This is a genomic window from Curtobacterium sp. MCBA15_008, assembly GCF_001865065.1.
In the GTDB taxonomy this organism is placed as follows: Bacteria; Actinomycetota; Actinomycetes; order Actinomycetales; family Microbacteriaceae; genus Curtobacterium.
The window spans coordinates 1-22,207 of the sequence record NZ_MJGN01000027.1 but is presented as its reverse complement, the minus strand read 5'-3'; the positions used below and the strand labels follow the sequence as shown (position 1 = coordinate 22,207).

General features: G+C 70.8%; 21 protein-coding genes. 11 read left to right on the top strand and 10 right to left on the bottom strand.

All coding sequences use genetic code 11. The annotated features are described in order from the left end of the window. Positions 1 to 71 precede the first annotated feature (71 nt). The gene (locus BIU96_RS19060) at positions 72 to 536 is read left to right on the top strand and encodes a nuclease-related domain-containing protein (protein ID WP_254786130.1); all 465 of its coding nucleotides are present in this window, start codon (positions 72 to 74) and stop codon (positions 534 to 536) included. Positions 537 to 542: 6 nt separating this feature from the next. On the opposite strand, the gene BIU96_RS12360 is transcribed toward BIU96_RS19060, so the two are convergent. Then, positions 543 to 1,049: a hypothetical protein gene (locus BIU96_RS12360; RefSeq protein WP_139200003.1), complete on the bottom strand. Its 507-nt coding sequence runs from the start codon at positions 1,047 to 1,049 to the stop codon at positions 543 to 545. A gap of 136 nt (positions 1,050 to 1,185) precedes the next feature. Between BIU96_RS12360 and BIU96_RS12355 the strand changes: the two genes are divergently transcribed. From BIU96_RS12355 to BIU96_RS12345, 3 genes are all read left to right on the top strand, one after another. Further along, positions 1,186 to 1,707, top strand: a complete 522-nt coding sequence (locus BIU96_RS12355; protein ID WP_071292924.1) for a hypothetical protein — start codon at positions 1,186 to 1,188, stop codon at positions 1,705 to 1,707. Positions 1,708 to 1,906: 199 nt separating this feature from the next. Next, positions 1,907 to 2,254, top strand: coding sequence for a hypothetical protein (locus tag BIU96_RS12350; RefSeq protein WP_071292923.1), 348 nt, complete (start codon positions 1,907 to 1,909; stop codon positions 2,252 to 2,254). Positions 2,255 to 2,299: 45 nt separating this feature from the next. Next, positions 2,300 to 2,968: a hypothetical protein gene (locus BIU96_RS12345; RefSeq protein ID WP_071292922.1), complete on the top strand. Its 669-nt coding sequence runs from the start codon at positions 2,300 to 2,302 to the stop codon at positions 2,966 to 2,968. A gap of 7 nt (positions 2,969 to 2,975) precedes the next feature. Here BIU96_RS12345 and BIU96_RS12340 read toward each other — a convergent pair whose 3' ends face one another. Continuing rightward, positions 2,976 to 3,908, bottom strand: coding sequence for an NADP-dependent oxidoreductase (locus BIU96_RS12340; RefSeq protein WP_071292921.1), 933 nt, complete (start codon positions 3,906 to 3,908; stop codon positions 2,976 to 2,978). 126 nt (positions 3,909 to 4,034) lie between these two features. Next, complete coding sequence (locus tag BIU96_RS12335; protein ID WP_071292920.1) at positions 4,035 to 4,979, bottom strand: AraC family transcriptional regulator; 945 nt, start codon at positions 4,977 to 4,979, stop codon at positions 4,035 to 4,037. A 124-nt stretch (positions 4,980 to 5,103) separates the two neighbouring features. On the opposite strand from BIU96_RS12335, the gene BIU96_RS12330 reads away from it, so the two are divergent. The 6 genes from BIU96_RS12330 to BIU96_RS12305 all read left to right on the top strand — a co-directional run bounded on the left by BIU96_RS12330 (position 5,104) and on the right by BIU96_RS12305 (position 10,180). Next, a complete protein-coding gene (locus tag BIU96_RS12330; protein WP_071292919.1) occupies positions 5,104 to 5,871 on the top strand; it encodes an SDR family NAD(P)-dependent oxidoreductase in 768 nt (255 codons plus the stop codon). A 42-nt stretch (positions 5,872 to 5,913) separates the two neighbouring features. Then, complete coding sequence (locus BIU96_RS19880; RefSeq protein WP_071292918.1) at positions 5,914 to 6,483, top strand: hypothetical protein; 570 nt, start codon at positions 5,914 to 5,916, stop codon at positions 6,481 to 6,483. Between the two features lie 145 nt (positions 6,484 to 6,628). After that, a complete protein-coding gene (locus tag BIU96_RS12320; protein ID WP_071292917.1) occupies positions 6,629 to 7,468 on the top strand; it encodes an ABC transporter ATP-binding protein in 840 nt (279 codons plus the stop codon). After that, positions 7,465 to 8,304, top strand: coding sequence for an ABC transporter permease (locus BIU96_RS12315; RefSeq protein WP_071292916.1), 840 nt, complete (start codon positions 7,465 to 7,467; stop codon positions 8,302 to 8,304). Before BIU96_RS12320 ends, BIU96_RS12315 begins: the two co-directional genes overlap by 4 nt. A gap of 53 nt (positions 8,305 to 8,357) precedes the next feature. Then, positions 8,358 to 9,557 carry a sensor histidine kinase gene (locus BIU96_RS12310; RefSeq protein WP_175477538.1) on the top strand — a complete coding sequence of 400 codons (1,200 nt, stop codon included), beginning with the start codon at positions 8,358 to 8,360 and terminating at the stop codon, positions 9,555 to 9,557. After that, positions 9,554 to 10,180, top strand: a complete 627-nt coding sequence (locus BIU96_RS12305) for a response regulator transcription factor (RefSeq protein WP_071292914.1) — start codon at positions 9,554 to 9,556, stop codon at positions 10,178 to 10,180. Before BIU96_RS12310 ends, BIU96_RS12305 begins: the two co-directional genes overlap by 4 nt. Here BIU96_RS12305 and BIU96_RS12300 read toward each other — a convergent pair whose 3' ends face one another. From BIU96_RS12300 to BIU96_RS12270, 7 genes are all read right to left on the bottom strand, one after another. After that, a complete protein-coding gene (locus tag BIU96_RS12300) occupies positions 10,181 to 11,341 on the bottom strand; it encodes a hypothetical protein (RefSeq protein ID WP_071292913.1) in 1,161 nt (386 codons plus the stop codon). It abuts the gene before it with no gap. A 368-nt stretch (positions 11,342 to 11,709) separates the two neighbouring features. Next, a complete protein-coding gene (locus BIU96_RS12295) occupies positions 11,710 to 13,860 on the bottom strand; it encodes a glycoside hydrolase family 36 protein (RefSeq protein ID WP_071292912.1) in 2,151 nt (716 codons plus the stop codon). Continuing rightward, complete coding sequence (locus BIU96_RS12290) at positions 13,821 to 14,714, bottom strand: ABC transporter ATP-binding protein (protein WP_071292911.1); 894 nt, start codon at positions 14,712 to 14,714, stop codon at positions 13,821 to 13,823. The genes BIU96_RS12295 and BIU96_RS12290 overlap by 40 nt, the downstream gene beginning before the upstream one ends. After that, the gene (locus BIU96_RS12285; RefSeq protein WP_071292910.1) at positions 14,711 to 15,634 is read right to left on the bottom strand and encodes an ABC transporter ATP-binding protein; all 924 of its coding nucleotides are present in this window, start codon (positions 15,632 to 15,634) and stop codon (positions 14,711 to 14,713) included. The genes BIU96_RS12290 and BIU96_RS12285 overlap by 4 nt, the downstream gene beginning before the upstream one ends. After that, the gene (locus tag BIU96_RS12280; RefSeq protein ID WP_083402873.1) at positions 15,631 to 16,722 is read right to left on the bottom strand and encodes an ABC transporter permease; all 1,092 of its coding nucleotides are present in this window, start codon (positions 16,720 to 16,722) and stop codon (positions 15,631 to 15,633) included. Before BIU96_RS12280 ends, BIU96_RS12285 begins: the two co-directional genes overlap by 4 nt. Positions 16,723 to 16,734: 12 nt before the next feature. Next, positions 16,735 to 17,724: an ABC transporter permease gene (locus BIU96_RS12275; protein WP_071292909.1), complete on the bottom strand. Its 990-nt coding sequence runs from the start codon at positions 17,722 to 17,724 to the stop codon at positions 16,735 to 16,737. Positions 17,725 to 17,758: 34 nt separating this feature from the next. Then, complete coding sequence (locus BIU96_RS12270) at positions 17,759 to 19,444, bottom strand: ABC transporter substrate-binding protein (protein ID WP_071292908.1); 1,686 nt, start codon at positions 19,442 to 19,444, stop codon at positions 17,759 to 17,761. Between the two features lie 104 nt (positions 19,445 to 19,548). Between BIU96_RS12270 and BIU96_RS12265 the strand changes: the two genes are divergently transcribed. After that, the gene (locus BIU96_RS12265) at positions 19,549 to 22,155 is read left to right on the top strand and encodes a glycoside hydrolase family 2 protein (RefSeq protein WP_217642263.1); all 2,607 of its coding nucleotides are present in this window, start codon (positions 19,549 to 19,551) and stop codon (positions 22,153 to 22,155) included. The last annotated feature ends 52 nt before the right edge of the window (positions 22,156 to 22,207 follow it).

The window sequence follows — 22,207 nt, the reverse complement described above, 5'->3', positions numbered from 1 at the left end:
TCGCGGTCGCCCTCAGCGATGAGCGTCAGAGCACCGCGGCCTGGAGATCCGGAGCGGTTGGAGAGGAAACCGTGGGAGCCCGTCTCGATCGCCTGGCGACCGAATCGACGCGCGTCCTCCACGATCGCCGGGTGCCCAGATCGCGCGCGAACATCGATCACCTCGTTGTCACCCCAGCTGGGGTGTGGGTGATCGACTCGAAACGGTACCAAGGCAGGCGTCCGTCGCTACAAGTGGAAGGCGGGCTGTTCCGGCCACGCGTCGAGCACCTGACAGTCGGCGGGCGGAAGAAACCCACCTTGGTCGCAGGGGTTCAGCGACAGTTGGAGCTCGTCCGTGCCACGGTCAGCGCACCCGTGTTCGGCGCCCTCTGTTTCGTTGACGCCGATTGGCCGCTCTTCGGCGGGAGCTTCACTGTGAATGGCATCCACGTGCTGTGGCCGCGAAACCTCGAAGCGCTCCTCCGCAAGTCAGCCGGTTCGACTCCTGTCGAAGCGACGACTCAATTGCTCGAGCGACGATTCATGCCTGCCTGACCTTTCTCAGCTGCCGCTCTGAAGCGCACCGCAAACGCGATCAGGCGTCGCGGAGTCCTTGAACGTGACGAAGTACCTCCGCCCGTCCCGCATCACGATCTGCACAGTGTCGGTCCCACCCACCGAGTACAGCCGGCCACGAGAGCTTCGAGCGGAGCCCTTAATGCCCCATCCGCCGTAGTCCGCGTATGCATCGACCCGGACGACTGCCAATTCGACGATGTCGCGACGGAGCAGTCGTGATCTCCAGAAGGGCGCAACGCCGACCGTCACCAACTCCCGCGAGCACCGCACGAACGCCGCAGCGCGCGAAGCGAGCACCATCGCCGAGATCAGGGTTGAAAGCACCACGGCGAGCACGATCAGCGATGCGCTGTCGAACCCCTTCACCGCGGCCCCGGCGAGTGCCATCGCTCCAATCGGCGCGAGGATCAGCAGCGTCCCGACGGCGACTCCAGGGCCCGCTGGGCTCCGGTACACGACCTCGCTTCGATGAGTCGTCCGAGAAGCCATGAAGGGCACCGTCCTCGCTCCTGATCCAGCACCGGGGACAAGGGGCGGCATAATCCTCGACAAGCCTGACGGTGGTACTCAACGGTAATACTTCGGTACGCTCCTCTGCATCACCACGATCACAAGGGGGATCTCCATGAGCAACGAAGCTCTCGCCGCATGGTTCGGCGTCGCCATCACACTCGTCATCTCGATCTACAGCCTCGTCATCGCACGGCGCGCCGATCGGACGGCTCGCGCCGATCGCGACGAGCGCGAAGCAGCTCGCGTCAGCGCGTGGGTGTCGTTCGTGTTCTCCAACCAGGACACAGAGGACCGCTCGCATTGGAGCAACGTGCTCGTTGTCCGGAACGCTTCGGACGCCGTGATCCACAACGTGCGAGCGAAGGCGATCATGAACGGCTCCGAGGAAGTCGAATTCAGCGCGAAGGTCTGCCCACCCGGCGAGTCGTACTCGGAGTGGATCCACCCGAGGGACCGGCCCCACAAGGCACGCGCTTGGGCACTCCTCTCGAGCTGTTCCGAACTCGTCCGCAGCGATCACGGCATGCGGCCGTTCACCGTCGCCGAGAAGTGGACCCTCGTGTCAATGTCCTTCACGGACGCTCTCGGCAAGCGTTGGGAATACGAAGCGGGACGCGGCATGCGTCCCGTGTGAGTCGTCGGGGCCCCGGTCCCACCCAGGTTCCCCCACGAGGATCCCCTCGGGGGAACACATGCACCGCGAACACGATCAACCACCAGCCCGCTGGCCGTGAACCGCCGTCCTGCTGGTCGGCGCCGTCCTCGGTGCGCTCGAGGCCTTCGGCATCATCCGCCTCGCCTGGGTCGCTGACCCGACGGTCACCGAGCCGACCGTGACCGAGCGCGACTGGTGGCCGCCGGACTCTGCACTCCTCATCCTCGTCGCGTTGTTCGCGGTCCCTGCCGGCTTCGTCGTCGGTATGAGCGTCGCGGGCCGAGTCCACGCGCTCTCGAGGGTGATCGACGACGCCCTGGGTCTCACCGCCGCTGGGCTCACCGCTGGCCTGCTCACTGCCTCGGTCGGGTTCCTCGCCGGCCTCCCCATCGCGTCGATCGTCGAAGCGCCCTCGTTCACGATGCCGTTCGTGACGGCGGCTGCAGGCCTCGCCGGCCTGTTCTCCTCCGTGCTCGCGCTCGGCATCGCGACACCCGAGACGCCGGCACCTCACGGCAGCACCTGACAGATCACGAGATCGATCACGCGGCCCGATAGCTACCCTTGAGCCATGCTCGACGACCACCAGCTGATCCAGATCTCTTGGTCCGACGCCACCGGGATCAGAGCCCCGGAGGGCGACGAGCTCGAACGACTGATGCAGTTCACAACGGCCGCAGCTCGCGCGGCCCTCGGACTCGGTCGCTTCGCGGAGCTCCCCCACGGGCGCAGCGCTCAGATCGCGATCTCCGACGCCTTGACCGCGATGCCCCTCGACGTCATCGACGATCTCTGGGACGAGCACAAGGTGCGCGCCCGTCCCACCGATCCCGCGTTGATCCACCGCTACGTCTTCCACGTCGGTCTCCTCGCGCGGCCCGACCGGACGGACACGCTCCCGCTCGAAGCCCCGGCACCAGAGACCCTCGAGTGGCTCTGGAGCCGCGGGGTCGGCAGCGAACGGCCGGGCACGGGCAGCGCGCTCGGGGCCTTCGTCAACGGCGTCCTCATCCGTGCGCGACACAGCTTCCTCGCGCAGGACAAACGCCTCGAGGACTGGGAACTGATCGAAGCGCTCGACGGCGACATCGTCCCAGCGGACGGTTTGTGGGAGGCCGCGGGCCTCGTTGATCGGCCCGTGGACGAGCAGACGATGTTCCGTCGAGTGGTCGGCTGGTACCTGGCGACGCGGGTTGAAGGCGGCGGACTCACCCTCGGTCCGACGTCCGGAGCGTCCTGACCTGCATCTACCAGGTCAACACGAACCGCCCCCGCGTCCCACCCGCCTCCAACCGCTCATGCGCCTCCGCCGCCCGCGCAGCCTGCAACACCTCCGCCACCCTCGGCGTCACCGTCCCACCCTCCACCGCGTGCCGCAACTGCTCGAGCTTGTCGAACGACCGGTACTCCTCGAACACCATGATCTTGACGAACCGGATCCCTCGAGCCCCGTTGCCCTCCCAGCCCCGCACACTGAAGAACGCTCCCCCGTCCCGCACGGCGCCCACCACCGAGGCCTGCTGTACCGCAGCATCGGCGAGCGCATCGACCCCGCCCGGCACGATCGAACGGACGGCGTCCGCGAATCCCGCCCCTCGCGGCACGATGTGGTCCGGCCCGAGCGACCGCACGAGCGCCTCGTCGGCAGGAGCAGCATCGGCGATCACGGTCACTCCCGCGGCACGAGCGAGCTGCACGAGGTAGTTCCCGAGCAGCCCCGCAGCCCCGGTCACGGCGAGCGTCTGCCCCGGAGCCAGCGCCGCACGCGACAGGATCTGCAGCGCGGTCAACCCGTTCATCGGCACTGTGGAAGCAGCGGAAAGCGACGTCCCCCGCGGCACCCGCGTGAACGACCCGACCGGCGCGACGAGCTCCTGCACGTACGCCCCACCGTGCGTGCTGAGCGGCAGCGCGATGGCCATGACCTCGTCACCGACCGACCACCCGGACACGTCGGGCCCGACCTCGTCGATGACCCCGGCAGCGTCCATCCCCGGCACGTACGGCGGCGACGCCTGCGACGAGTCACGCTGCCCGGCCCGCACCCCGGTGTCGGTCGGGTTCACCGCGAACGCGTGCACCCGGATGCGCACCGACCCCGAACCGGCGTGCGGCTCCGGGACCTCGTGGACGGCGAGGGCCTCGGGCCCCCCGAACTCTTCAACTCCGACGACCTGCATGCTTCCGGTGTACCCGCGCGTTGCTCCGTGCAACCTCACAGGCGGGTGCAGCGCACCCACTGACGGCCTGGAGGCACGGCACCAGCCCGCCCCGCGCCTCCAGTCCGCCGTTGGCCGTCTCCACTGCTACACCGCGGTCGCCAAGGCGAGTTGCGCCCGTGCCGCGACGGCGTCCGCCGCCGGCGGACGCCCGTACGCCTCCCGGTAGTCCCGCGAGAAGTGGGATGCACTGCGGAAGCCGACGGCCGTGGCCGCGCGTGCGGCGGTGTCGCCGTGGACGATCATCCGGCGGCGTGCTTCGCCGAGCCGCGTCCGCTTGAGGTACTGGGCGGGGGTCATGCCGGTCGCCTCCTTGAAGCGCGCGAACAGGGTGGACTCGCTGACCCGGAGCTCGCGGGTGAGGCGGTCCATCGACCACGGCTCGGCCATGCGTCCGGTGAGCAGGGCGGTCGCGGCGGCGACGACCGAGGTGCCGGAGCCGTCGAGCGCAGCGGTGATGCGCGGTGCCTGTTCGGTCTGCAGCAGGCGGAGGACGATCTCGCGCGAGACGAGGGGGAAGAGCACCGGCACGTCCTCCGGGGCGTCGAGCAGGGCGAGCAGTCGTGCGAAGGCGTCGGCGAGCGGTTCGGTCCAGGTGCCGAGACGGGGCGCCTCGCCGCGAGGCGGTGCGGTCGGCGCGGACATCGACGCCACGACCTCGCCGACGACCGTCGGGTCGAGGCGCCAGACGGCGGAGACGAAGCCGTCGCTGCCGGCGGTCTCGACGACCCCGGCGACGACGGGCAGGTCGACGGGGGTGATGATGAAGCGCTCGCGACCCCAGACCTGGTCGTCGTCCCCGACGATCGAGCGCTTGCGGCCACGGAGGACGACGGACAACGACGGCACGTACCGGCGGTCGAACAGGCCGGTCGGCTCGAGCACGCGCGAGACGGTGAGACCGAGCGCGTCGGCACGGTGCGCGGACCCGGCGCGTGCGGCCGCGTCGTGGTGGTCGGTTCCGAGGACGGCGGCGTGGGCGGTCGCGATCGCCGCGGCACGGTCGAGGTGCTGCGCAGTGAGGTCGTCCACGTCCGCCAACCTACCGAGGGGGTCTGACGGCCGAGGCCCTGCGTCCGGGCCGGGTGCGGGATCCGGCACGGACTTCGTGGGTCCGGGCAAGGTCGGAGCCGCTCGTCGGCACGAGCATCGGAGCATGACCACCACACCGAACGACACCCACCGCACCGCCCTCGTGACCGGGGCCTCCAGCGGCATCGGCGAGGCCATCGCCCGCGAGCTCGCCGCCGCCGGCATGACCGTCGCCGTCGCCGGCCGTGACGAAGCCCGCACGCGTGCCGTCGCGACCGACATCGAACGCCAGGGCGGTCGGGCTGTCCCGCTCGTCACCGACCTGTCGGGCAGCGCCGACGAGGTCCGGGCACTCGCGGCCGCCGCGACCGAGCAGCTCGGCGGCCACGTCGACGTCCTCGTGAACAACGCTGGCGTGTACCCGGGCGGATCGACCGAGTCGCTGTCGGACGACACCGTCGACGCCCTGCTCGCGACGAACATCCGCGCCCCGCACGTCCTCGTCGCCGCCCTCGCGCCGGCGATGGCGGCACACGGCGGCGGGAACATCGTGAACATCGGCTCGTGGATGGCGCGGGTCGGCGTGCCGTTCATGGCGCTCTACCCGGCGACGAAGGCCGCGGTCGAGCAGCTGACCCGTGCCTGGGCCGCGGAGTACGGGCACAGCGGCATCCGCGTCGTGACCGTGGCTCCGGGCGCGACGTCGACTCCGGGCAACGCGGACTCGGCGGACGTGCTGGCGGCGATGACGAAGGGCACCCCGGCGGGCCGTCCGGTCCAGCCGGTGGACGTCGCCCGCGCGGTGCGGTGGGTCGTGTCCGACGAGGCGGCGTTCGTGAACGGCGGCACGATCGACGTCGACGGCGGGATCGCCTCCACGCGGATGGCCTGAGCCGCACGTCGGGCTCCCCGGGCTGGACGGCAGGATGGGACCATGCGCTTCGACGAGGTCCTCACCCGCCCCGACGGTCCCGCGGTCGCCGAAGAGGTCGCCGCGCTGCGGAGGTCCGGACGGCACGTCATCGAGGGGGTCCACCAGGTCTCACCGCGGGAGTACTGGCAGTTCCGGCTCGACCTGGACGAGCACCGGCAGCGGTGGACCCTCGACCGTTCGGACCAGCCGACGATCTCGTACCGCGACGGGGTCCTGGACATTTCGGACGGGCCCGCCCAGGACACGTTCGAGCACAGCACCGTCGCCGAAGGTGTCGTGCGGATGGCCGCGCCGGAGTTGATGCTCCGCTGGGGGCGCGGCCCGGAGAGCTTCCACCCTGTGCTGGTCCAGCACGTCGGGCGGCACTCGATCCTGGTGACCTTCGAGCACCGCGACGACCCGGCGACACGGACGACCCTGGTGGTCGACGAGCGGGACGGCATCGCCCGCCGCTCGCTGGAGTACGGCGAGGCCACCGTCGTCACCAGCGTGCACGCGGTCGATCCGGACGAGGTCCTGCCGCCCGTGCACTTCGAGCCGCTGACGGAGTGGATCCGCCCCGACTACTGACCGATCGACCGTTCCGGTTCCGCGACTGCGGGGTTTGCCAACCGGAACGGTCAGAACGGGAAAGGAGCGCCATCCTCCGATCGGAGGACCCCGGACCACCGACCCCGCCGATCCCTCCGTCCCCGAGACCGAGCACGCTGGTCTCATGCCCGACACCCCCGCCATCGAGGTCCGCCACCTCGCGAAGCAGTACGCCACCGGCAAGGTCGCCGTCGACGACGTGAGCTTCGACATCCACCGCGGCGAGACCTTCGCCCTGCTCGGCCCGAACGGCGCCGGCAAGACCACCACGGTCGAGGTCCTCGAGGGCTACCGCACCCGCACCGGCGGCGACGTCACGGTCCTCGGCCACGACCCGGCCCGCACGAGCCGCAGCCACAACGCCCGCATCGGCATCGTCCTGCAGACCAGCGCCGAGTCCCCCAACGTGACGGTCGCCGAACAGCTCCGCCACTTCACGACGCTCTACCCCCGGCACCGCAGCGTCGAGGAGCTCCTCGAGAAGACCGGTCTCGAGGCGCAGCGCAACACCCGCATCAGCCGGCTGAGCGGCGGGCAGCGCCGACGCGTCGACGTCGCCCTCGGGATCATCGGCCGGCCGGAGGTCCTGTTCCTCGACGAACCGACGACCGGCTTCGACCCCGAGGCCCGTCGCCGGTTCTGGGACCTCATCGACGAGGTCAAGCGCGAGGGCACCACGATCCTGCTCACGACGCACTACCTCGACGAGGCCGCACACCTCGCCGACCGCGCCGCCGTGATCGCCGACGGCACGCTGCTCGACATCGCACCGATCGACGAGATCGGCGGTGCCGAGGCCCGGACGCCCCGGGTCACCTGGCGCGACGATGCCGGCGAACGGCACGAACAGCGCACGAACGAACCGACGGCACTGATCCGGAGCAACCCGGACGCCATGCACGACCTCGAAGTCATCCGCCCGTCCCTCGAGGACGTCTACCTCGGAATGGTCGGCCAACGATGAGCACCACAACCGCGAACACCACCCGCACCGTCAACGCAGCCACCATCGGTGCCCACCGCATCGGCTACGAACTCCGCTCGTACTTCCGCGCTCCCGACGCGGTCTTCTTCACCTTCCTCTTCCCCATCGTCATGCTGGCGCTGTTCTCGGTCGCGTTCAGCAGCGCGCCCGACATCCAGGCGGGCCCGAACGTCAGCGTCGACTACGCCACGTACTACCTGCCCGGCCTGGTCGCGACGGGCATCCTGCTCTCCGGCACCCAGTCGCTCGGCGTCGACATCGCCGGCGAGCGCAGCGACGGCACGCTGAAGCGGCTCGGCGGCACCCCGCTGCCGGTCCTGAGCTACTTCATCGGCAAGATCGGCATGGTCCTGGTCACGACGATCGTGCAGACCGCCCTGCTCCTGGCGATCGCGAGCCTGGTCTTCGGCGTCGACCTGCCGACCGACGGCGGCGCGTGGGCACGTTTCGCCGGCATCATGTTCCTCGGCGTCGCCACGAGCTGCGTGCTCGGCATCGCCATCTCCGCACTCCCCCGCGAGGGTCGGCGCGCCACCGCCACGATCGTGCCGATCGTGCTGGTCCTGCAGTTCATCTCCGGTGTCTACCTCCCCTTCACGCAGCTGCCCGACTGGCTGCAGAACGTCGCGTCCGTCTTCCCCCTGCGGTGGATGGCGTCCGGCATGCGGTCGGTCTTCCTGCCCGACGCGTTCGCGTCCGCCGAGCCGGGAGGCGCGTGGCACCTCGGTCTCGGCATCCTGGTCCTGGCAGCATGGCTGGTCGTGGGCGCGGTGGCCTGCCTGCTGACGTTCCGGTGGAACCGCAAGGACGCGTGATCCGCCCTGTGGAGAACTCCGGAACGGCGCGAGCGGGATGGGATGCTGTGCTCATGAGCGGCGAGACGTGGGTGCGCAACCGGTGGTTGCACGTCTTCTTCACGGGCACGATGCTCCTCACGGCCGTGATCACCGCGTTCGGCTGGTCACCGTGGGCGAGCCGCTGGCCCGCGTCCCTGGCGATCGTGGTGCTCGTCGTCGCCTACGCCGCGTACGGGCACCGCGGCTACGACAGTCCTCGTGCCGCCGCTGCCTTCCTGCCGCTGGTGATCGCCGCTGCGCTCGTCCTGCCGGCGGTCGTCCCGAGCACCGCGTTCGTGCAGTGCATCGTGTTCCCACTCGTCTGGGTCCAGTCCGAACGGGTCCGCACCGCCGTCGTGCTGTCGATCGTCGTCGGGATCGCGAGCGGCATCGGCCTGCAGGTCGCGAGCGGCCCCGATGCGCTGGTCAGCACCCTCCTCATCGAGGGCATCAGCGTGATCGGCGCCTGCGCGATGGGCGTGTGGATCTCGAGCGTCGCCGGCCTGTCGGAAGAGCGCCGCCAGCTCGTCGAGGAGCTCCGCGCCACGCAGGACTCCCTCGCCGAAGCCCACCGCCACGCCGGGGTCACGAGCGAACGCGAGCGCCTGGCCCGCGAGCTCCACGACACCGTCGCGCAGAACCTCGCAGGCATCGTCATGCTCACCGAACGGGCTCGGGGCGACCTCGCCGCCGACCGTGTGGACCGCCTCGACGAACGGCTCACCGTCCTCGAAGAGTCGGCGCGCGCAGCCCTCGAAGAGTCCCGCACCCTCGTCGCAGCCGGCGCTGCCGGGGTCGCGGGCGACGGCCTCGGCGCTGCACTCCACCGCCTCGGCGAACGCTTCACCCGCGAGACCGGCGTCGCCGTCACGGTCGACGCCCCGGACTCCGCACTCGATCGCGACACGCAGGTGGTCCTGCTCCGAGCCGGACAAGAGGCGCTGGCCAACGTCCGCGCGCACGCCGACGCCGACTCGGTGCAGGTCGCACTGCACGTGGCGGCCGACCGGGTCGGCCTGCGGATCGCGGACGACGGGGTCGGGTTCGACCCGGCCGTCCCGACCGCGGGCCACGGCCTGCGCGGGCTGCGCGAGCGACTCGCCCTCGCGGGCGGGTCCTGCACGATCACGAGCGATGCCGGACGCGGCACCGTCGTCGAGGTGGCGCTGCCCACCGGGGCCGAGCCGCGCCTCCCGGCCGTCGCCGTCCCCGTGACCGAGGTGACCCGGTGATCCGCGTCGTCGTCGCGGACGACCACCCGATCGTCCGCGCCGGGATCGTTGCCCTGCTGCAGGACGCCGACGACGTCGAGGTGGTCGGGCAGGCGAGCGACGGCGAGGCAGCCGTGGCGATCACGCTCGCCGAGCGGCCGGACGTCGTCCTGATGGACCTCCGGATGCCGGGGATGAACGGCGACGTCGCGACCGCGCGGATCCTCGCCCGCGAGCCGTCGATCCGCGTGCTCATCCTGACCACGTACGAGTCCGACGACCAGATCCTCGCCGCGATCGAGGCCGGCGCTGCCGGCTACCTGCTCAAGGCTGCGCCGGAGTCGGAGATCCTCGCGGGGCTGCGTGCGACGGCCCGCGGTGAGACGGCGCTCGCGCCCTCGGCGGCTGCGGCGCTCGTCCGCCGGACCACCGGCAAGCCCGCTGCCGGACCGGCCCTGTCGCCGCGTGAGCTCGAGGTCCTGCAGCTCGTCGCGCAGGGCAACTCGAACCCGGCGATCGGCCGCACGCTCTTCCTCAGCGAGACGACGGTGAAGACGCACCTCGGGCACGTGTTCGAGAAGCTCGGCGTGAACGACCGGACGCGTGCCGTGACCCGGGCGATGGAGCTCGGCCTGCTCCGCTGATCAGCGCTGCGCCTGCGCCCCGTCGGTGACCGCGACGAAGGCGTTGACGCCCTCGACAGCACTCCGGACGACCACCGCGGTGCGCTCCGGGCGCAGCGTGATCGTGTCCTCACCGCGTTCCAACGTCAGCGCCCCGACGCCCGGCACGATCATCCCGTGCACACCCTTCCCCGCCTGGTGACTCCAGCCGTTGACCGACCGCCACCGCGGTGCTGCCCAGGCGCGCCGGAACCACTCGACGTCGCTCGGGCACGGACCGGAGCGGTCCTCGTACTGCGCCGTCGTGATCGTCACCGGCTCGCCGACGCCCACCGAGTCGACCGGGTCGATGTCGAGCCACCGGAGCAGGTGTGCCACGAGTGACCCCGGACGCACGATGCCGAGCGCCTCCGAGCCGTCCGGTTGACCAGCGCGCACGACGCACTTCTGCCCCTGCATCCAGCACGCCCACTGCAGTGGCGGGGTGTCGCTCGCGGGATCGCTCGACTCGACGACGAGCAGTGCGTCGTGGTCGACCACCGGCCCGACCAGCTCGTCGCCCTTGTCGGTGAGGCCGCCGAACCGCCCGACGAACCCGAGCTCGCGCGCGGCGACCCCGGCCTCCGATCGTCGTGCGGCCGCCGGCACCATGCCGCGGTCACGGAACCGCACCAGCTGGTCGAGCACCCCGACCGGAGTCCGCCACGGCAGGGTCGGCCCCGGGCCGGCGACTGCGGCGAGCGCGCGGTTCCCGGTCGTGGGCTTGTCGAGGGACCGGTGCCACCGTGAGTCGAGCATCCCGTCGACGACCGCGACGACCGCCGGCCAGTGACGCGCCGAGCTCGCGACGGTGACCCGGACCCGCACGTCCCGCACGACCCGGAGGTCTCGGACGATGACGTCGTCCGGTTCGGTCAGGGCGACGGTGACCCGGTCCTCCGCGGCTTCGAGCAGGAGCGCGTCCGGCCGGTCACCGAGCAGCCGGGAGACCTGCGCCACGGGGTCCCCGACGGTCTGACCGAAGTCGATCGAGGGCCCTCCCTCGGACCGGTCCAGGCGAACGCCGTCCGGAGTCCGGCTGACGGTCCACCCCTCGGGAACCTCGAACACGAGACCACCGACGACGGCCAGCGCATCCCAACGCACGTCGGGCCAGGGGTCCCACGGCACGTGCCGCGTCATCGACGTTCCCCTCGACCGCGCCGCCACGAACCCGCTGCCGCCACGTCCGCTCCCCCGTTCTGCCACGTTCTGACCATCGTAGGGTCGTGGTCGAGCGAACGACCCTCAGCGCACACCGTCCGAAGGCCGCTGCCGACTGGCATCCGATTTCGGCCGTGTCCGATCCGGACCGTGAAACCCGGGGATCGCGGTCCAGATCCGACAACGACGAGAACAGCATCGTCCGTCAGTCCCGGACCACTGATCCCGGACTCGCGCAGCCGGCGCCCCTCGGACTTCCCTCATCCCACGGCCTGGAGGCGCGGCCCCCACTCGCACCGCGCCTCCAGACCAGGACGCACACCGGCTGCCATCCGGCCCGCGTCCCTCTACCGCCCCGCGTCCGCCTCCTGCGACCGGACGCGGAACATCCGCGCGGTGGGCGTCGCCCCACCGTGGTCGATGTGCAGCTCCCCCGAGGCTCCGTCCCAGGAAACCGACCACGGCCCGAGTGCCGTCGGGAACACCGCCTCAACGGTGACGTCCGCACCGGTCCGACCCAACGACCCCAGCGGCAACGACACCAGCGACGACGCCCCCGGCAACGCCCACACCGACAGGTACAGATCTCCCGACGCAGCGCGCAGCCCGAGCGACAGCCACCTGTCCTCCCACGCCGGCAGCCCGAGCGGCCACACCGGCACCGACGAGTCGACGATCTCGAGCACCTGACGATGCGCGGCGATCGCCGAGGCCACCACCGACCGCTGCACCGCCGACATCTCGTTGAGGTACCCCGACAGGTACATCCGCCCGAGCACCCCGTTCACCAGCGACAGCGTGAACAGGTCGTCCGACATCGACGGCGCCGGGTACGCCCAGTTCCCCGCCTGCTCCGGCAGCATCGCCGCGGGAGCCGCGGCGGCGATCGAGGCGTACAGCACCGGGTCCTGCTGGTCCGACGTCGACTGCATGTGCAGCCGCGAGAGCATGGCGAAGTCGGCGCGCATCGCTCCGGAGGCGCAGTTCTCGATGAGCAGCGCCGGGTACCGGGCCTGCACGTCGTCGAGCCAGTCGAGCAGCGCCCGCGCGTGCTCGATCGCCCCGGACCACGGCCCCGTCATCGTGTTGGAGTCCATCTTGAAGAACGTCACCCCGAGCTCCCCGACCAGCCGGTCGACGACGGCATCGAGGTGCGCCCGGGCCTCCGGCGAGCGCAGGTCGAGCAGGTGCCGCCCGTGCTCCGCGACCCGCACCCCGTGGTGGTGCACGAAGGCATCGTCCGGCAGGGTCGACGCCAGCGGCGAGTGGATCCCGATCACCTCGGGCTCGAGCCACAGCCCCGCCTGCATCCCGCGCGCGGTGATGTGCGAGAGGACGGCCCCGAGCCCGGTCGGGAACCGCGACGCAGCCTCTTCCCACGCGCCGACGGTGTCCCACCAGTGCCCCTCGGCGTACCACCCGGCGTCGATGCAGAACAGGTCCGCTCCGGCCTCGGCGGCTGCGTCGATCAGGGGCAGGAGCTTCTCGGTGGTCGGGTCGCCCATGAGCGTGTTCATGTAGTCGTTGAACACGAGCGGCAGGGCGCGATCGGCCTCGCGGAGGTGTCGGAACGCCCGCCGCTGCGCGGTCAGCACCTCGAAGGCACCACCGACCGACCCGGCGATCCCCACCGACACCGGCACCGACACGAACGGCTGCCCGGGCCGGACGACCGCGGTCCACTGGTGCTCCTGGTCGGTCGGCCCGCTGCACAGCACGTACGCGTGCCGTCGGGTCTCCCCCAGCTCGTACAACCACGGCCCGTTGTGCTCGACCTGCCACACGAGCGCGTACCCGGCCCTGGCCAGCACCCCGATCGGCAGCGCCTCCCCCGTCGACCACGACCCCCGGTTCTGCACCACGGCACGACTGCGGGGCGGGTGGTGCTGGGCCTCCCGGTCGATCCGCGCCAGTCCGATGTCGCGCAGCGGATCGGTCCGCCAGCGGCTCTCCGCCGCCCAGTCGTTGTCCGCGTGCGTCAGCTCCAGGTCGTCGACGCCGACACCCGAGTCCGTCAGGAACGCCCCGGTCGCGAACGAGGACACGAAGTCCACGACGTGCTCGCCGCCCTCGGCGGTCACCTCGGTCCACGTCCGGAACGCCGCCACGCCGGCTCGCGCCCGGAAGACCGACTCGACCTGGAGGCCCGTGGCTGCGTCCGCCTGCACGACCCGGAACCACAGGTCGGTCCCGTCCTCGGACATGCGGTGCGACACGGGTCGCAGTCGCGCCCCGATCGTGGAGTCCACGTGCCGGAACCCACCAGGGAACCGACCGTGCCCGACGGTCGTCAGCTCGACGAGCGGCTGCGGGTCGTCGGGTCCGTCGGAGAGCGGGCCGTCGGCGAGCACCCTGCCGGCGCCCACGAACGACACCAGGGCCGCGGGCTGGTCGGGTCCGATCCGGAAGCGCGCGGCGAACCCGTCCGTGACCCAGTCGACGAACGTGGACCCGGCACTCATCGCGCGCCGACCGGAGCCGGCTCGCTCGACACCCACTCGCCGACCGTGTGGTCGTAGCAGGTGGTGTTGTCGATCGTGGAGCGGTCGAGCGCCGGACCGGCCGTCACCCGCCGTTCGCCACGCTCGGGGTCCGGTGCCGCCTCGGCGAGCAGCCGGGTGTAGTCGTGGTGCGGGTCGAGGATGACGGCGTCCGAGGGGCCGCGCTCCACCACACGGCCGCGGTAGAGCACCAGGATCTCGTCCGAGAAGTGCCGTGCGGTCGCCAGGTCGTGCGTGATGTACAGGACGGCGAGCCGGTCCTCCCGCTGCAGGCGTCCCATCAGGTTGAGCACGCTGAGCCGGATCGACACGTCGAGCATCGAGACCGGTTCGTCGGCGACGAGCACCTGCGCGCCCGGTGCGAGCGCGCGGGCGATCGCGACGCGCTGCCGCTGGCCGCCGGAGAGCTCGTGCGGGCGACGGGTGGCGAAGTCCTCGTCGAGGTTGACGCGGCCGAGGAGCTCCCGCACGCGGGCGGCGGTCTCGTCGGCCCCGCGCGTGCGCTGGTGCAGTTGCAGCGGCCGGGCGATGTGGTGCTCGATCGAGTGGAACGGGTTGAGCGACGCGAACGGGTCCTGGAACACCATCTGCACGTGCCGGCGGTACAGGCTGCCGAGCACCGGGGTGCCGTCGTCGAGCCGGACGTCGATCGAGCCGCGCGTGGTGCTCTCGAGCTTCGCGAGCATCCGGGCGATGGTGGACTTGCCCGAGCCGGACTCACCGACCAGGGCGACGGTGCGGCCCGGCTGCAGCTCGAACGACACGTCGTCGACGGCGCGCAGGGTCTGGCGCCGCAGCCCCTTGCGGGTGTGGAAGTCCTTGCCGAGGTGGCTGACGGTGACGCTGGTCATGACGCGACCTCCTGGTCGGTGGTGATGCCCGAATCGACCCCGCTGCGGATGAACGCCCCGCGCTCCCCCGACAGGCTCGGGAACGACTGCAGCAGCCGCTGCGTGTACGGGTGCTTGGGCTCGTGCTGGATCACCGACGCCCGGTCGAACTCGACGACCTCGCCGCGCAGCATGATCGCGATCCGGTCGCTGATCTCGAGCAGCAGCGGCAGGTCGTGCGTGATGAACACGACCGCGAAGCCGAGCTCGTCACGGAGCCGGACGATCTCGCGCAGGATCTCGCGCTGCACCACGACGTCGAGCGCCGTGGTCGGTTCGTCCATGATCATGATCTGCGGTTCGAGCAGCATCGCCATCGCGATCATGACGCGCTGCCGCATGCCGCCGGAGAGCTCGTGCGGGTACGCCGTGATGCGGGACGGGTCGACCCCGACCCGGCTCAGCGCGTCCTCGGCGATGGCCCGGCGCTCCTTGCGGGACATCCCGCGGCGGTGCTCCTTGAGGGCGTCGTCGAGCTGCGCCCGGATCGTGGTGACCGGGTTGAGCGCGTTCATCGCCCCCTGGAACACCATCGACAGCTTCGACCAGCGCACGGCCCGCAGCTGCTCGTCGCCGAGGCCGAGCAGGTCGACGTCGCTGCCGTCCCGGTCGTGGAAGGTGATGTTGCCCGACGTGACCTTCGCCGGCGGCTTGTGCAGCCGGGTGATGGCGTAGGCCAGCGTCGTCTTGCCGCAGCCGGACTCCCCCGCGAGTCCGAGGATCTCGCCGGGCGCGAGCGTCAGCGACACGTCCTTCACGGCGTGCACGGGGTGCTCGGTCTCGTAGACGACGTCGAGGTGCTCGATCGTCAGCACGGCGTCGCGGCGGCCGGCCGCGGTGGCGGCGACCGGTCCGGTGGTCGAGGTCTCGGTGGCGGTCATCGGCCGGTCCCCTTCGTGTCGTGGTGCGCACTGTCGTGATGCGCACTGTCGTGACCGGCGGTGGCGACGCGAGCCGTGCCTCCAGTCCGGGTGGAACGTGCCGCGCGACGGAGGCGACGCTCACGGCGGCGCTGTGCACGCACGTTGGCCAGGCGCGGGTTGATGACCTCGTCGATCGAGAAGTTGACGAGGGACAGACCCATGCCGAGCAGGGCGATGAGCAGCCCCGGCGGCACGAACCACCACCACGCGCCGTTCGCGAGCGCGAAGCCGTTCTGCGCGTAGAAGAGCATCGTGCCGAGCGTCGACGAGTTCGACGCCCCGAGCCCGAGGAACGACAGGCCGGCTTCCCCGAGGATCGCCGCGATCACCGCGAAGACGAACTGCGACGCCAGGACGGGCAGCAGGTTCGGCAGGATCTCGACCGCGATCACCCGCCAGGGCCGCTCGCCCGCGACCCGCGCCGCGGAGACGTAGTCGCGGTTGCGGATCGACATCGTCTGCGCCCGGAGCACCCGGGCGGAGCCGGCCCACGACGTGATCGCGAGGACGACGGCGATGGTCCAGAGCCCGCGCGCCTCACGCGGCACCAGGCCGGAGATGACGATCACGAGCGGCAGGCCGGGGATCACGAGGAAGACGTTCGAGAAGAGCGAGAACGCCTCGTCCATGATGCCGCCGAGGTAGGCGCCGAGGATGCCGAAGAACGCGGACAGCACCGTGGCGAGGACGCCGACGATCAGGCCGATCTGCAGGCTGCCACGGGTGGCGTAGGCGAGCTGGGCGAGGACGTCCTGCCCGGTCTGCGTCGTGCCGAGCAGGTTCGCCTCGCTCGGGCCCTGCAGCCCGGAGTCGCGGATCGTGGTCGGGTCGCCGACGAGCAGCGGGCCGATCACGCCGAACAGCGTGACGCCGGCGACGAGGACGATGCCCGTGACGAGCCACGGGGTGAGGGTCGGCAGGAAGCGGCGCACGCCGCCCTTCGGTCGGGACGCGCGGGCGGTGGCGATGCTGCGCGTCGATCCGGCGTCGGCCTCCTCGGCGAGCGCGCCGATGGTGGGTTCGGTGTCCTGCTGGATGTTGGTCATGTCGTCTCCTCCCTAGCTCCGGGCCCGCGTCCGCGGGTCGATGATCCCGTACAGCAGGTCGACGACGAGGTTCGCGCCGAGGACCGCCAGGGTGATGAACAGGAAGATCCCCTGCATGAGCGCGTAGTCGTTGTTGGTCACGGCGGACAGCAGCTTCGACCCGATGCCCGGGTACGAGAACACCTGCTCGGTGACGACGGAGCCGGACACGATGAACCCGAGGGAGATCGCGAAGCCGGCGACGGACGGCAGCACGGCGTTCCGCGCCGCGTAGTTGCGGAGGATCTTGCCGTTCGACAGGCCCTTGGCCTGGGCGGTGGTGATGTAGTCCTCGGACAGCGTCGATACCATCATGTTGCGCATGCCGAGCAGCCAGCCGCCGAGCGAGGCGAGCACGATCGTCGCCGCCGGCAGGATCCCGTACTGGATCGCCGACCCGATGAACTCCCAGTTGAAGCCCGGGGTGAGCACGACGTCGTAGCCGCCCTGCGCCGGGAACAGGTGGATCCCGGTGGCGAAGAAGTAGACGAGGATGAGCGCCAGCCAGAAGTACGGCACGGCGGCGAGCAGCGTGGTGGCGGGGACGAACGAGTCGAGCCAGGTCCCCGGCTTCCAGCCGACGAACGCCCCGAGTGCCACGCCGATGACGGCGGCCAGGATCGTGGCGATCCCGACGAGGGCGATGGTCCACGGCAGCGAGCTCGCGATGACCTCGGTCACGGGCGCCGGGAAGTAGCTGACGGACACACCGAGGTCACCGCGGAACACGTTGCCGAGGTACTGGCCGTACTGGACGATGAGCGGTTCCGAGGAATCGCCACCGAGGAGCAGCTCGTACGCCTGCCGGGTCGCCGGGGTCACCTGTCCGCCGCGCTGCTGGAGCTTGGCGAGCAGGATGTCCACCGGGTTGCCGGGCAGGAGCCTGGGGATGATGAAGTTCAGCGTCAGTGCCGCCCACAGTGCGACGACGTAGAAGCCGATCTTGCGCAGGAAGTAGGTCATCGTCGAGTGCTCCTCGGTCGCGATCCCATCGGGGTCAGCCCTTCTTCGCCGGCTTCAGCGCCTTGAAGACCTCGGCGTTGTCCGGGCTCGCCCAGACCGCCGGGAAGGCGTAGAGGTCGTCATCGGTCGGCCAGCCGGTGAACTTGGCGGAGTGGAACTCGCTCGTGGTACCGCCGGTCATCACCGGGATGTACGGCATGTCCTTGACGATGTGCTGCTGGATGGTGTCGAGCAGCGGCTGCGTGGCGGCCGTGTCCTCGGGGTTCGTCGCCGCGAGCTTCGTCAGGGCGCTGTCCACGTCGGCGTTGCTGTAGCGGGCGATGTTCATCGGTGCCGCTTCACCGACCTTCGCGGTGTTGGCCGTCGAGAAGTAGTTGTTGTAGAGGTAGTACGGGTTCGCGGTCGGGCCCTGGCCGAGCGAGTCGATCGCGAGCTCGTAGTTGCCCTTCGTCTTCTTGTCGGTCCACTCGTTCCACGACGACTGCTGCGCCTTGAGCTCGATGCCCGCGGCCTTGAGCTGCTGCGTCATCGTGTCGATCGCGGTGATGTAGTCGGTCCAGCCGGTGACGACCTCGACCGTCAGGGACAGCTTCTTGCCGTCCTTGGCGTAGATGCCGTCGGCGCCCTTGGCGTAGCCGGCGTCCTCGAGCGTCGCGGCAGCGGCCTTCGTGTCGGCACCGTTCGGCATGACCGCCGGCTCGATGTCCTTCGAGATCATGTCCTTCTGCGTCGTGGTGAGCGCGAAGGTCGGCGAGATCTCGCTGGCGGTGTTCATGAACGCGAGCGAGTTGAGCTGCTTGCGGTTGATCGCGTCGGCGATCGCGTGCCGCACGGCCGGGTCGGTCTGCGGGCCCGTGCAGCCCATCGCCTCGGACGAGCACGTGAGGAGCGCCATCTGGTTCTGGCCGACGGTGATGCCGTCGTAGCCCTTGTAGTTCGCGGGGATGTCGTCCATGTTCGGCACCGGGCCGGTCTGCCAGTCGATGGAGCCCTGCTTCAGGGCGTCGGCGCCGGCGGTGTTGCCGGAGAGCGACAGGTAGCGGATCGTCTTCACCGCGGGGGCGCCGCCCCAGTACTTCTTGTTGGCCTCGAGCGTGAACGCCTGCGCCTTGAAGGTGCCGAGCGTGTACGGACCGGTGCCGACGGGCTTCCGCACGACGTCGGTCGTCGGGTCGATGTCCTTCCACAGGTGCTCGGGCACGATCCAGGTCTTGCCGAGCAGGTTCGGGCCGAGCACGAACGACGGCTTGGCGAACGTCACGACGACCTTGTCGTCGCCCTCGGCCTTCGCGGTGCCGTCGTAGCCGATCGAGTTCAGTGCCTTCTGCTTCTTGAGCATGTCGAGCGTGAAGACGACGTCCTTCGAGGTGAACGGCTTGCCGTCGCTCCATTGCACGCCGTCGCGGAGCGTGATGGTGAGCTGCGTGCCGTCGCTGTTCCACTCCGACGACTTGCCGAGGAGCGGCTTCGGGTCGTTCGTGTTGACGTTGGTGATGAAGAAGAGCGACTCGTAGATCGTGCCGACGCCGCCGATGTTCGACGGCGACCACGGGTTGTAGTTGATCTGGTAGTCGCCGGACTGTCCGGTGTACGCCACCAGGGTCGAGTCGGCGTCGCCGCCGGTGGCGGAGCCGCTGGCACTGCAGCCGCTCAGCGCGAGGCCGGCAGCGAGGAGCACGGCGCCGCCGATGGCGAGCCGTGAACGGGTTGTCTTGAACATCGTTGTCCTTCCGGTCTGCGTCATCGCAGGTCCACGTTGTGAGCGCGATTGTTACACGCTTAAACTAAGTCGGTCAAGAGGTTGCGACGAAGCGGCCGACGAGCATGGGAGACGCGATGGAGCGGACGACACTGGACGGCACGTGGACGGTCGAGGCGGTGAGCGGGCCCGCCGAGTCGGCAGCGTTCCGCTCCCCGGTCGAGGCGGTGGTCCCCGGCTGCGTGCACACCGACCTGCTGCGGGCGGGCCGGATCGCCGACCCGTTCGACGGCGACCAGGAGGCCGCCACGCAGTGGATCGGCGACACCGTGTGGCGGTACCGGCGCACGTTCGAGTGGCCGGAGAACGCAGCCGCCAGCGCGACGGACGCACCCGGCGCGACCGGCGCACCCGACGCCCAGCGCCACGACCTCGTCGCCGATGGCCTCGACACCCTCGCCACCGTCGAGGTGAACGGCATCGTCGTCGGCACCACCCGGAACCAGCACCGCTCGTACCGTTTCCCGGTCGGGCACCTGCTCCGCCCCGGCACGAACGAGGTCGTCGTCACCTTCGACGCCCCCGTCCCCGCCGCGGTCCGCCTCTCCGAGCAGCACGGCGGCGAGCTCCCCCACGTCAACCACCACCCGTACAACGCGCTCCGGAAGAACGCGTCGAACTTCGGGTGGGACTGGGGCATCGACGTCGCGACGAGCGGCATCTGGAAGTCGATCGGCATCGAGTCGTGGAGCGGCGTGCGCATCGCCGCGGTCCGCCCGCTCGTCGACGTCGACGGCACCACCGGCGTCCTGACCGCCCACGTGGACGTCGAGTCCGCGGGCTCGGCGGCGCGCTTCTCGCAGGCCATCGGCACGGCACCGGCTGCGTCCGCCAGCGGGTCCCGATCCGGCGGCCTGGAGGCACGGGTCACCGTGGCCCCGCACCGCGCGTCCGCAGCGTCGTCGGCTCCCGACACCGCGCCTCCAGGCCTGGACGCACCGATCGTCGTCGGGTCCCGGCCGGTGGTCGACGGATCGGCGAGCGTGCGCCTCGAGGTGCCGGACGTCGCCGTCTGGTGGCCGCGTGGCGAGGGCGACCAGCCGCTCTACGACGTCCGCGTCGAGGTCGGCGAGGCGGTCTGGACCGGCCGTGTCGGGTTCCGGACGGTCACGCTCGACACCGCCGCCGACGCCGGCGGCGCACCGTTCCTGCTCCGCGTGAACGACCGGCCGGTCATCGTCCGCGGCGCGAACTGGATCCCCGACCACGCGTTCCTCACCGAGATGACCCCCGCGCGCTACGCCGACCGGATCCAGGACGCGGTCGACGCGAACGTGAACCTGCTCCGGATCTGGGGCGGCGGGATCTACGAGTCCGAGGACCTGTACGACCGGTGCGACGAACTCGGCGTGCTCGTCTGGCAGGACTTCCTGTTCGCCTGCGCCGCCTACGCGGAGGAGCCCTGGCTCGCCGACGAGGTGGAGCCCGAGGTCCGCGAGGCCGTCACCCGCCTCAGCCCGCACCCCTCGCTCGTGGTCTGGAACGGCAACAACGAGAACCTCGTCGCCTACGCGGAGTGGGGATGGAGGCCGTCGCTCGTCGGCCGCACCTGGGGCAACGGGTACTACCGCTCGCTGCTCCCCGCCGTCGTCGCCGAGCTCGACCCGACCCGGCCGTACACGCCGGGCAGTCCGTTCTCGTTCGACGAGTACCTGACGCCGAACGACGAGCGCAACGGCAGCGTGCACATCTGGGACGTCTGGAACCAGCGCGACTACACGGCGTACCGCGACTGGAAGCCCCGCTTCGTCGCCGAGTTCGGGTTCCAGGGGCCGCCCGCGTGGTCGACCCTGACCGAGGTCGTGCACGACGAACCGCTCGACCCGGACGGCCACGAGATGCTCGTGCACCAGAAGGCGCACGAGGGCAACCGGAAGCTCGCCGACGGCATGCGCGGGCACCTGCCGGAATCCGCCTCGATCGAGGATTGGCACTTCGCCGCGCAGCTGAACCAGGCGCACGCGATCCGGTTCGGGATGGAGTGGTTCCGCTCTCGCACGCCGGACAACACCGGCATGGTCGTCTGGCAGCTCAACGACGACTGGCCCGTGGTCTCGTGGGCACTCGTCGACCACGCGGGCATCCGGAAGCCGGTCTGGTACGCGGTGCGGCAGGCGTACCAGCCGGTGCTGCTGACGGTGCAGCCGGGCTCGCCCGAGGGCGGGCTCGAGGTCGTGCTCGTCAACGCGTCGGGTGGGCCGGTCTCCGACGAGGTCACGGTGTCCCGCGTGGCGTTCGACGGTACCGTGCTCGAGTCCGCGTCATTCCCGCTCGCCGCCGACCCGGCCGACGCCGACCGGGCGACGCTGCCGGAGTCCCTCGCGGTCCCGGGGGACGCCGGGTCCGAGGTCCTCGTCGTCACCGGCGCGGGGACCCGCACGGTGCACGACTTCGCCGAGGTCGTCGACCAGGTGTTCGACGCGGAGCCGCTCTCGGCGTCCGTCGAGGCGACCCCGGACGGCGCGCGCGTGACCGTGACGACGCGCTCGTACGCTCGCGACGTCTTGCTCTTCCCGGACCGGGTCGACCGTGCGGCGCGGGTGGACGACGGCCTCGTGTCCCTGCTCGCCGGCGAGTCCGTGACGTTCACCGTGTCCGGCGCTCCCGGCATCGACACCGAGGCGCTGACGTCCCCGTTCGTGCTGCGGCACGCGGGCTCCCTCCACCGCTAGCCGGCGCCGCCCGCCCCTTCCCGCAAAACGCAACGTCGGCGGTTGCTCGCAG

Coding starts and splice junctions, on each gene's coding strand:
- BIU96_RS12360 (WP_139200003.1), bottom strand. CDS start 1,049: ATGGCTTCTCGGACGACTCATCGAAGCGAGGTCGTGTACCGGAGCCCA.
- BIU96_RS12355 (WP_071292924.1), top strand. CDS start 1,186: ATGAGCAACGAAGCTCTCGCCGCATGGTTCGGCGTCGCCATCACACTC.
- BIU96_RS12345 (WP_071292922.1), top strand. CDS start 2,300: ATGCTCGACGACCACCAGCTGATCCAGATCTCTTGGTCCGACGCCACC.
- BIU96_RS12340 (WP_071292921.1), bottom strand. CDS start 3,908: ATGCAGGTCGTCGGAGTTGAAGAGTTCGGGGGGCCCGAGGCCCTCGCC.
- BIU96_RS12330 (WP_071292919.1), top strand. CDS start 5,104: ATGACCACCACACCGAACGACACCCACCGCACCGCCCTCGTGACCGGG.
- BIU96_RS19880 (WP_071292918.1), top strand. CDS start 5,914: ATGCGCTTCGACGAGGTCCTCACCCGCCCCGACGGTCCCGCGGTCGCC.
- BIU96_RS12320 (WP_071292917.1), top strand. CDS start 6,629: ATGCCCGACACCCCCGCCATCGAGGTCCGCCACCTCGCGAAGCAGTAC.
- BIU96_RS12315 (WP_071292916.1), top strand. CDS start 7,465: ATGAGCACCACAACCGCGAACACCACCCGCACCGTCAACGCAGCCACC.
- BIU96_RS12310 (WP_175477538.1), top strand. CDS start 8,358: ATGAGCGGCGAGACGTGGGTGCGCAACCGGTGGTTGCACGTCTTCTTC.
- BIU96_RS12300 (WP_071292913.1), bottom strand. CDS start 11,341: ATGACGCGGCACGTGCCGTGGGACCCCTGGCCCGACGTGCGTTGGGAT.
- BIU96_RS12290 (WP_071292911.1), bottom strand. CDS start 14,714: ATGACCAGCGTCACCGTCAGCCACCTCGGCAAGGACTTCCACACCCGC.
- BIU96_RS12285 (WP_071292910.1), bottom strand. CDS start 15,634: ATGACCGCCACCGAGACCTCGACCACCGGACCGGTCGCCGCCACCGCG.
- BIU96_RS12280 (WP_083402873.1), bottom strand. CDS start 16,722: ATGACCAACATCCAGCAGGACACCGAACCCACCATCGGCGCGCTCGCC.
- BIU96_RS12275 (WP_071292909.1), bottom strand. CDS start 17,724: ATGACCTACTTCCTGCGCAAGATCGGCTTCTACGTCGTCGCACTGTGG.
- BIU96_RS12270 (WP_071292908.1), bottom strand. CDS start 19,444: ATGTTCAAGACAACCCGTTCACGGCTCGCCATCGGCGGCGCCGTGCTC.
- BIU96_RS12265 (WP_217642263.1), top strand. CDS start 19,549: ATGGGAGACGCGATGGAGCGGACGACACTGGACGGCACGTGGACGGTC.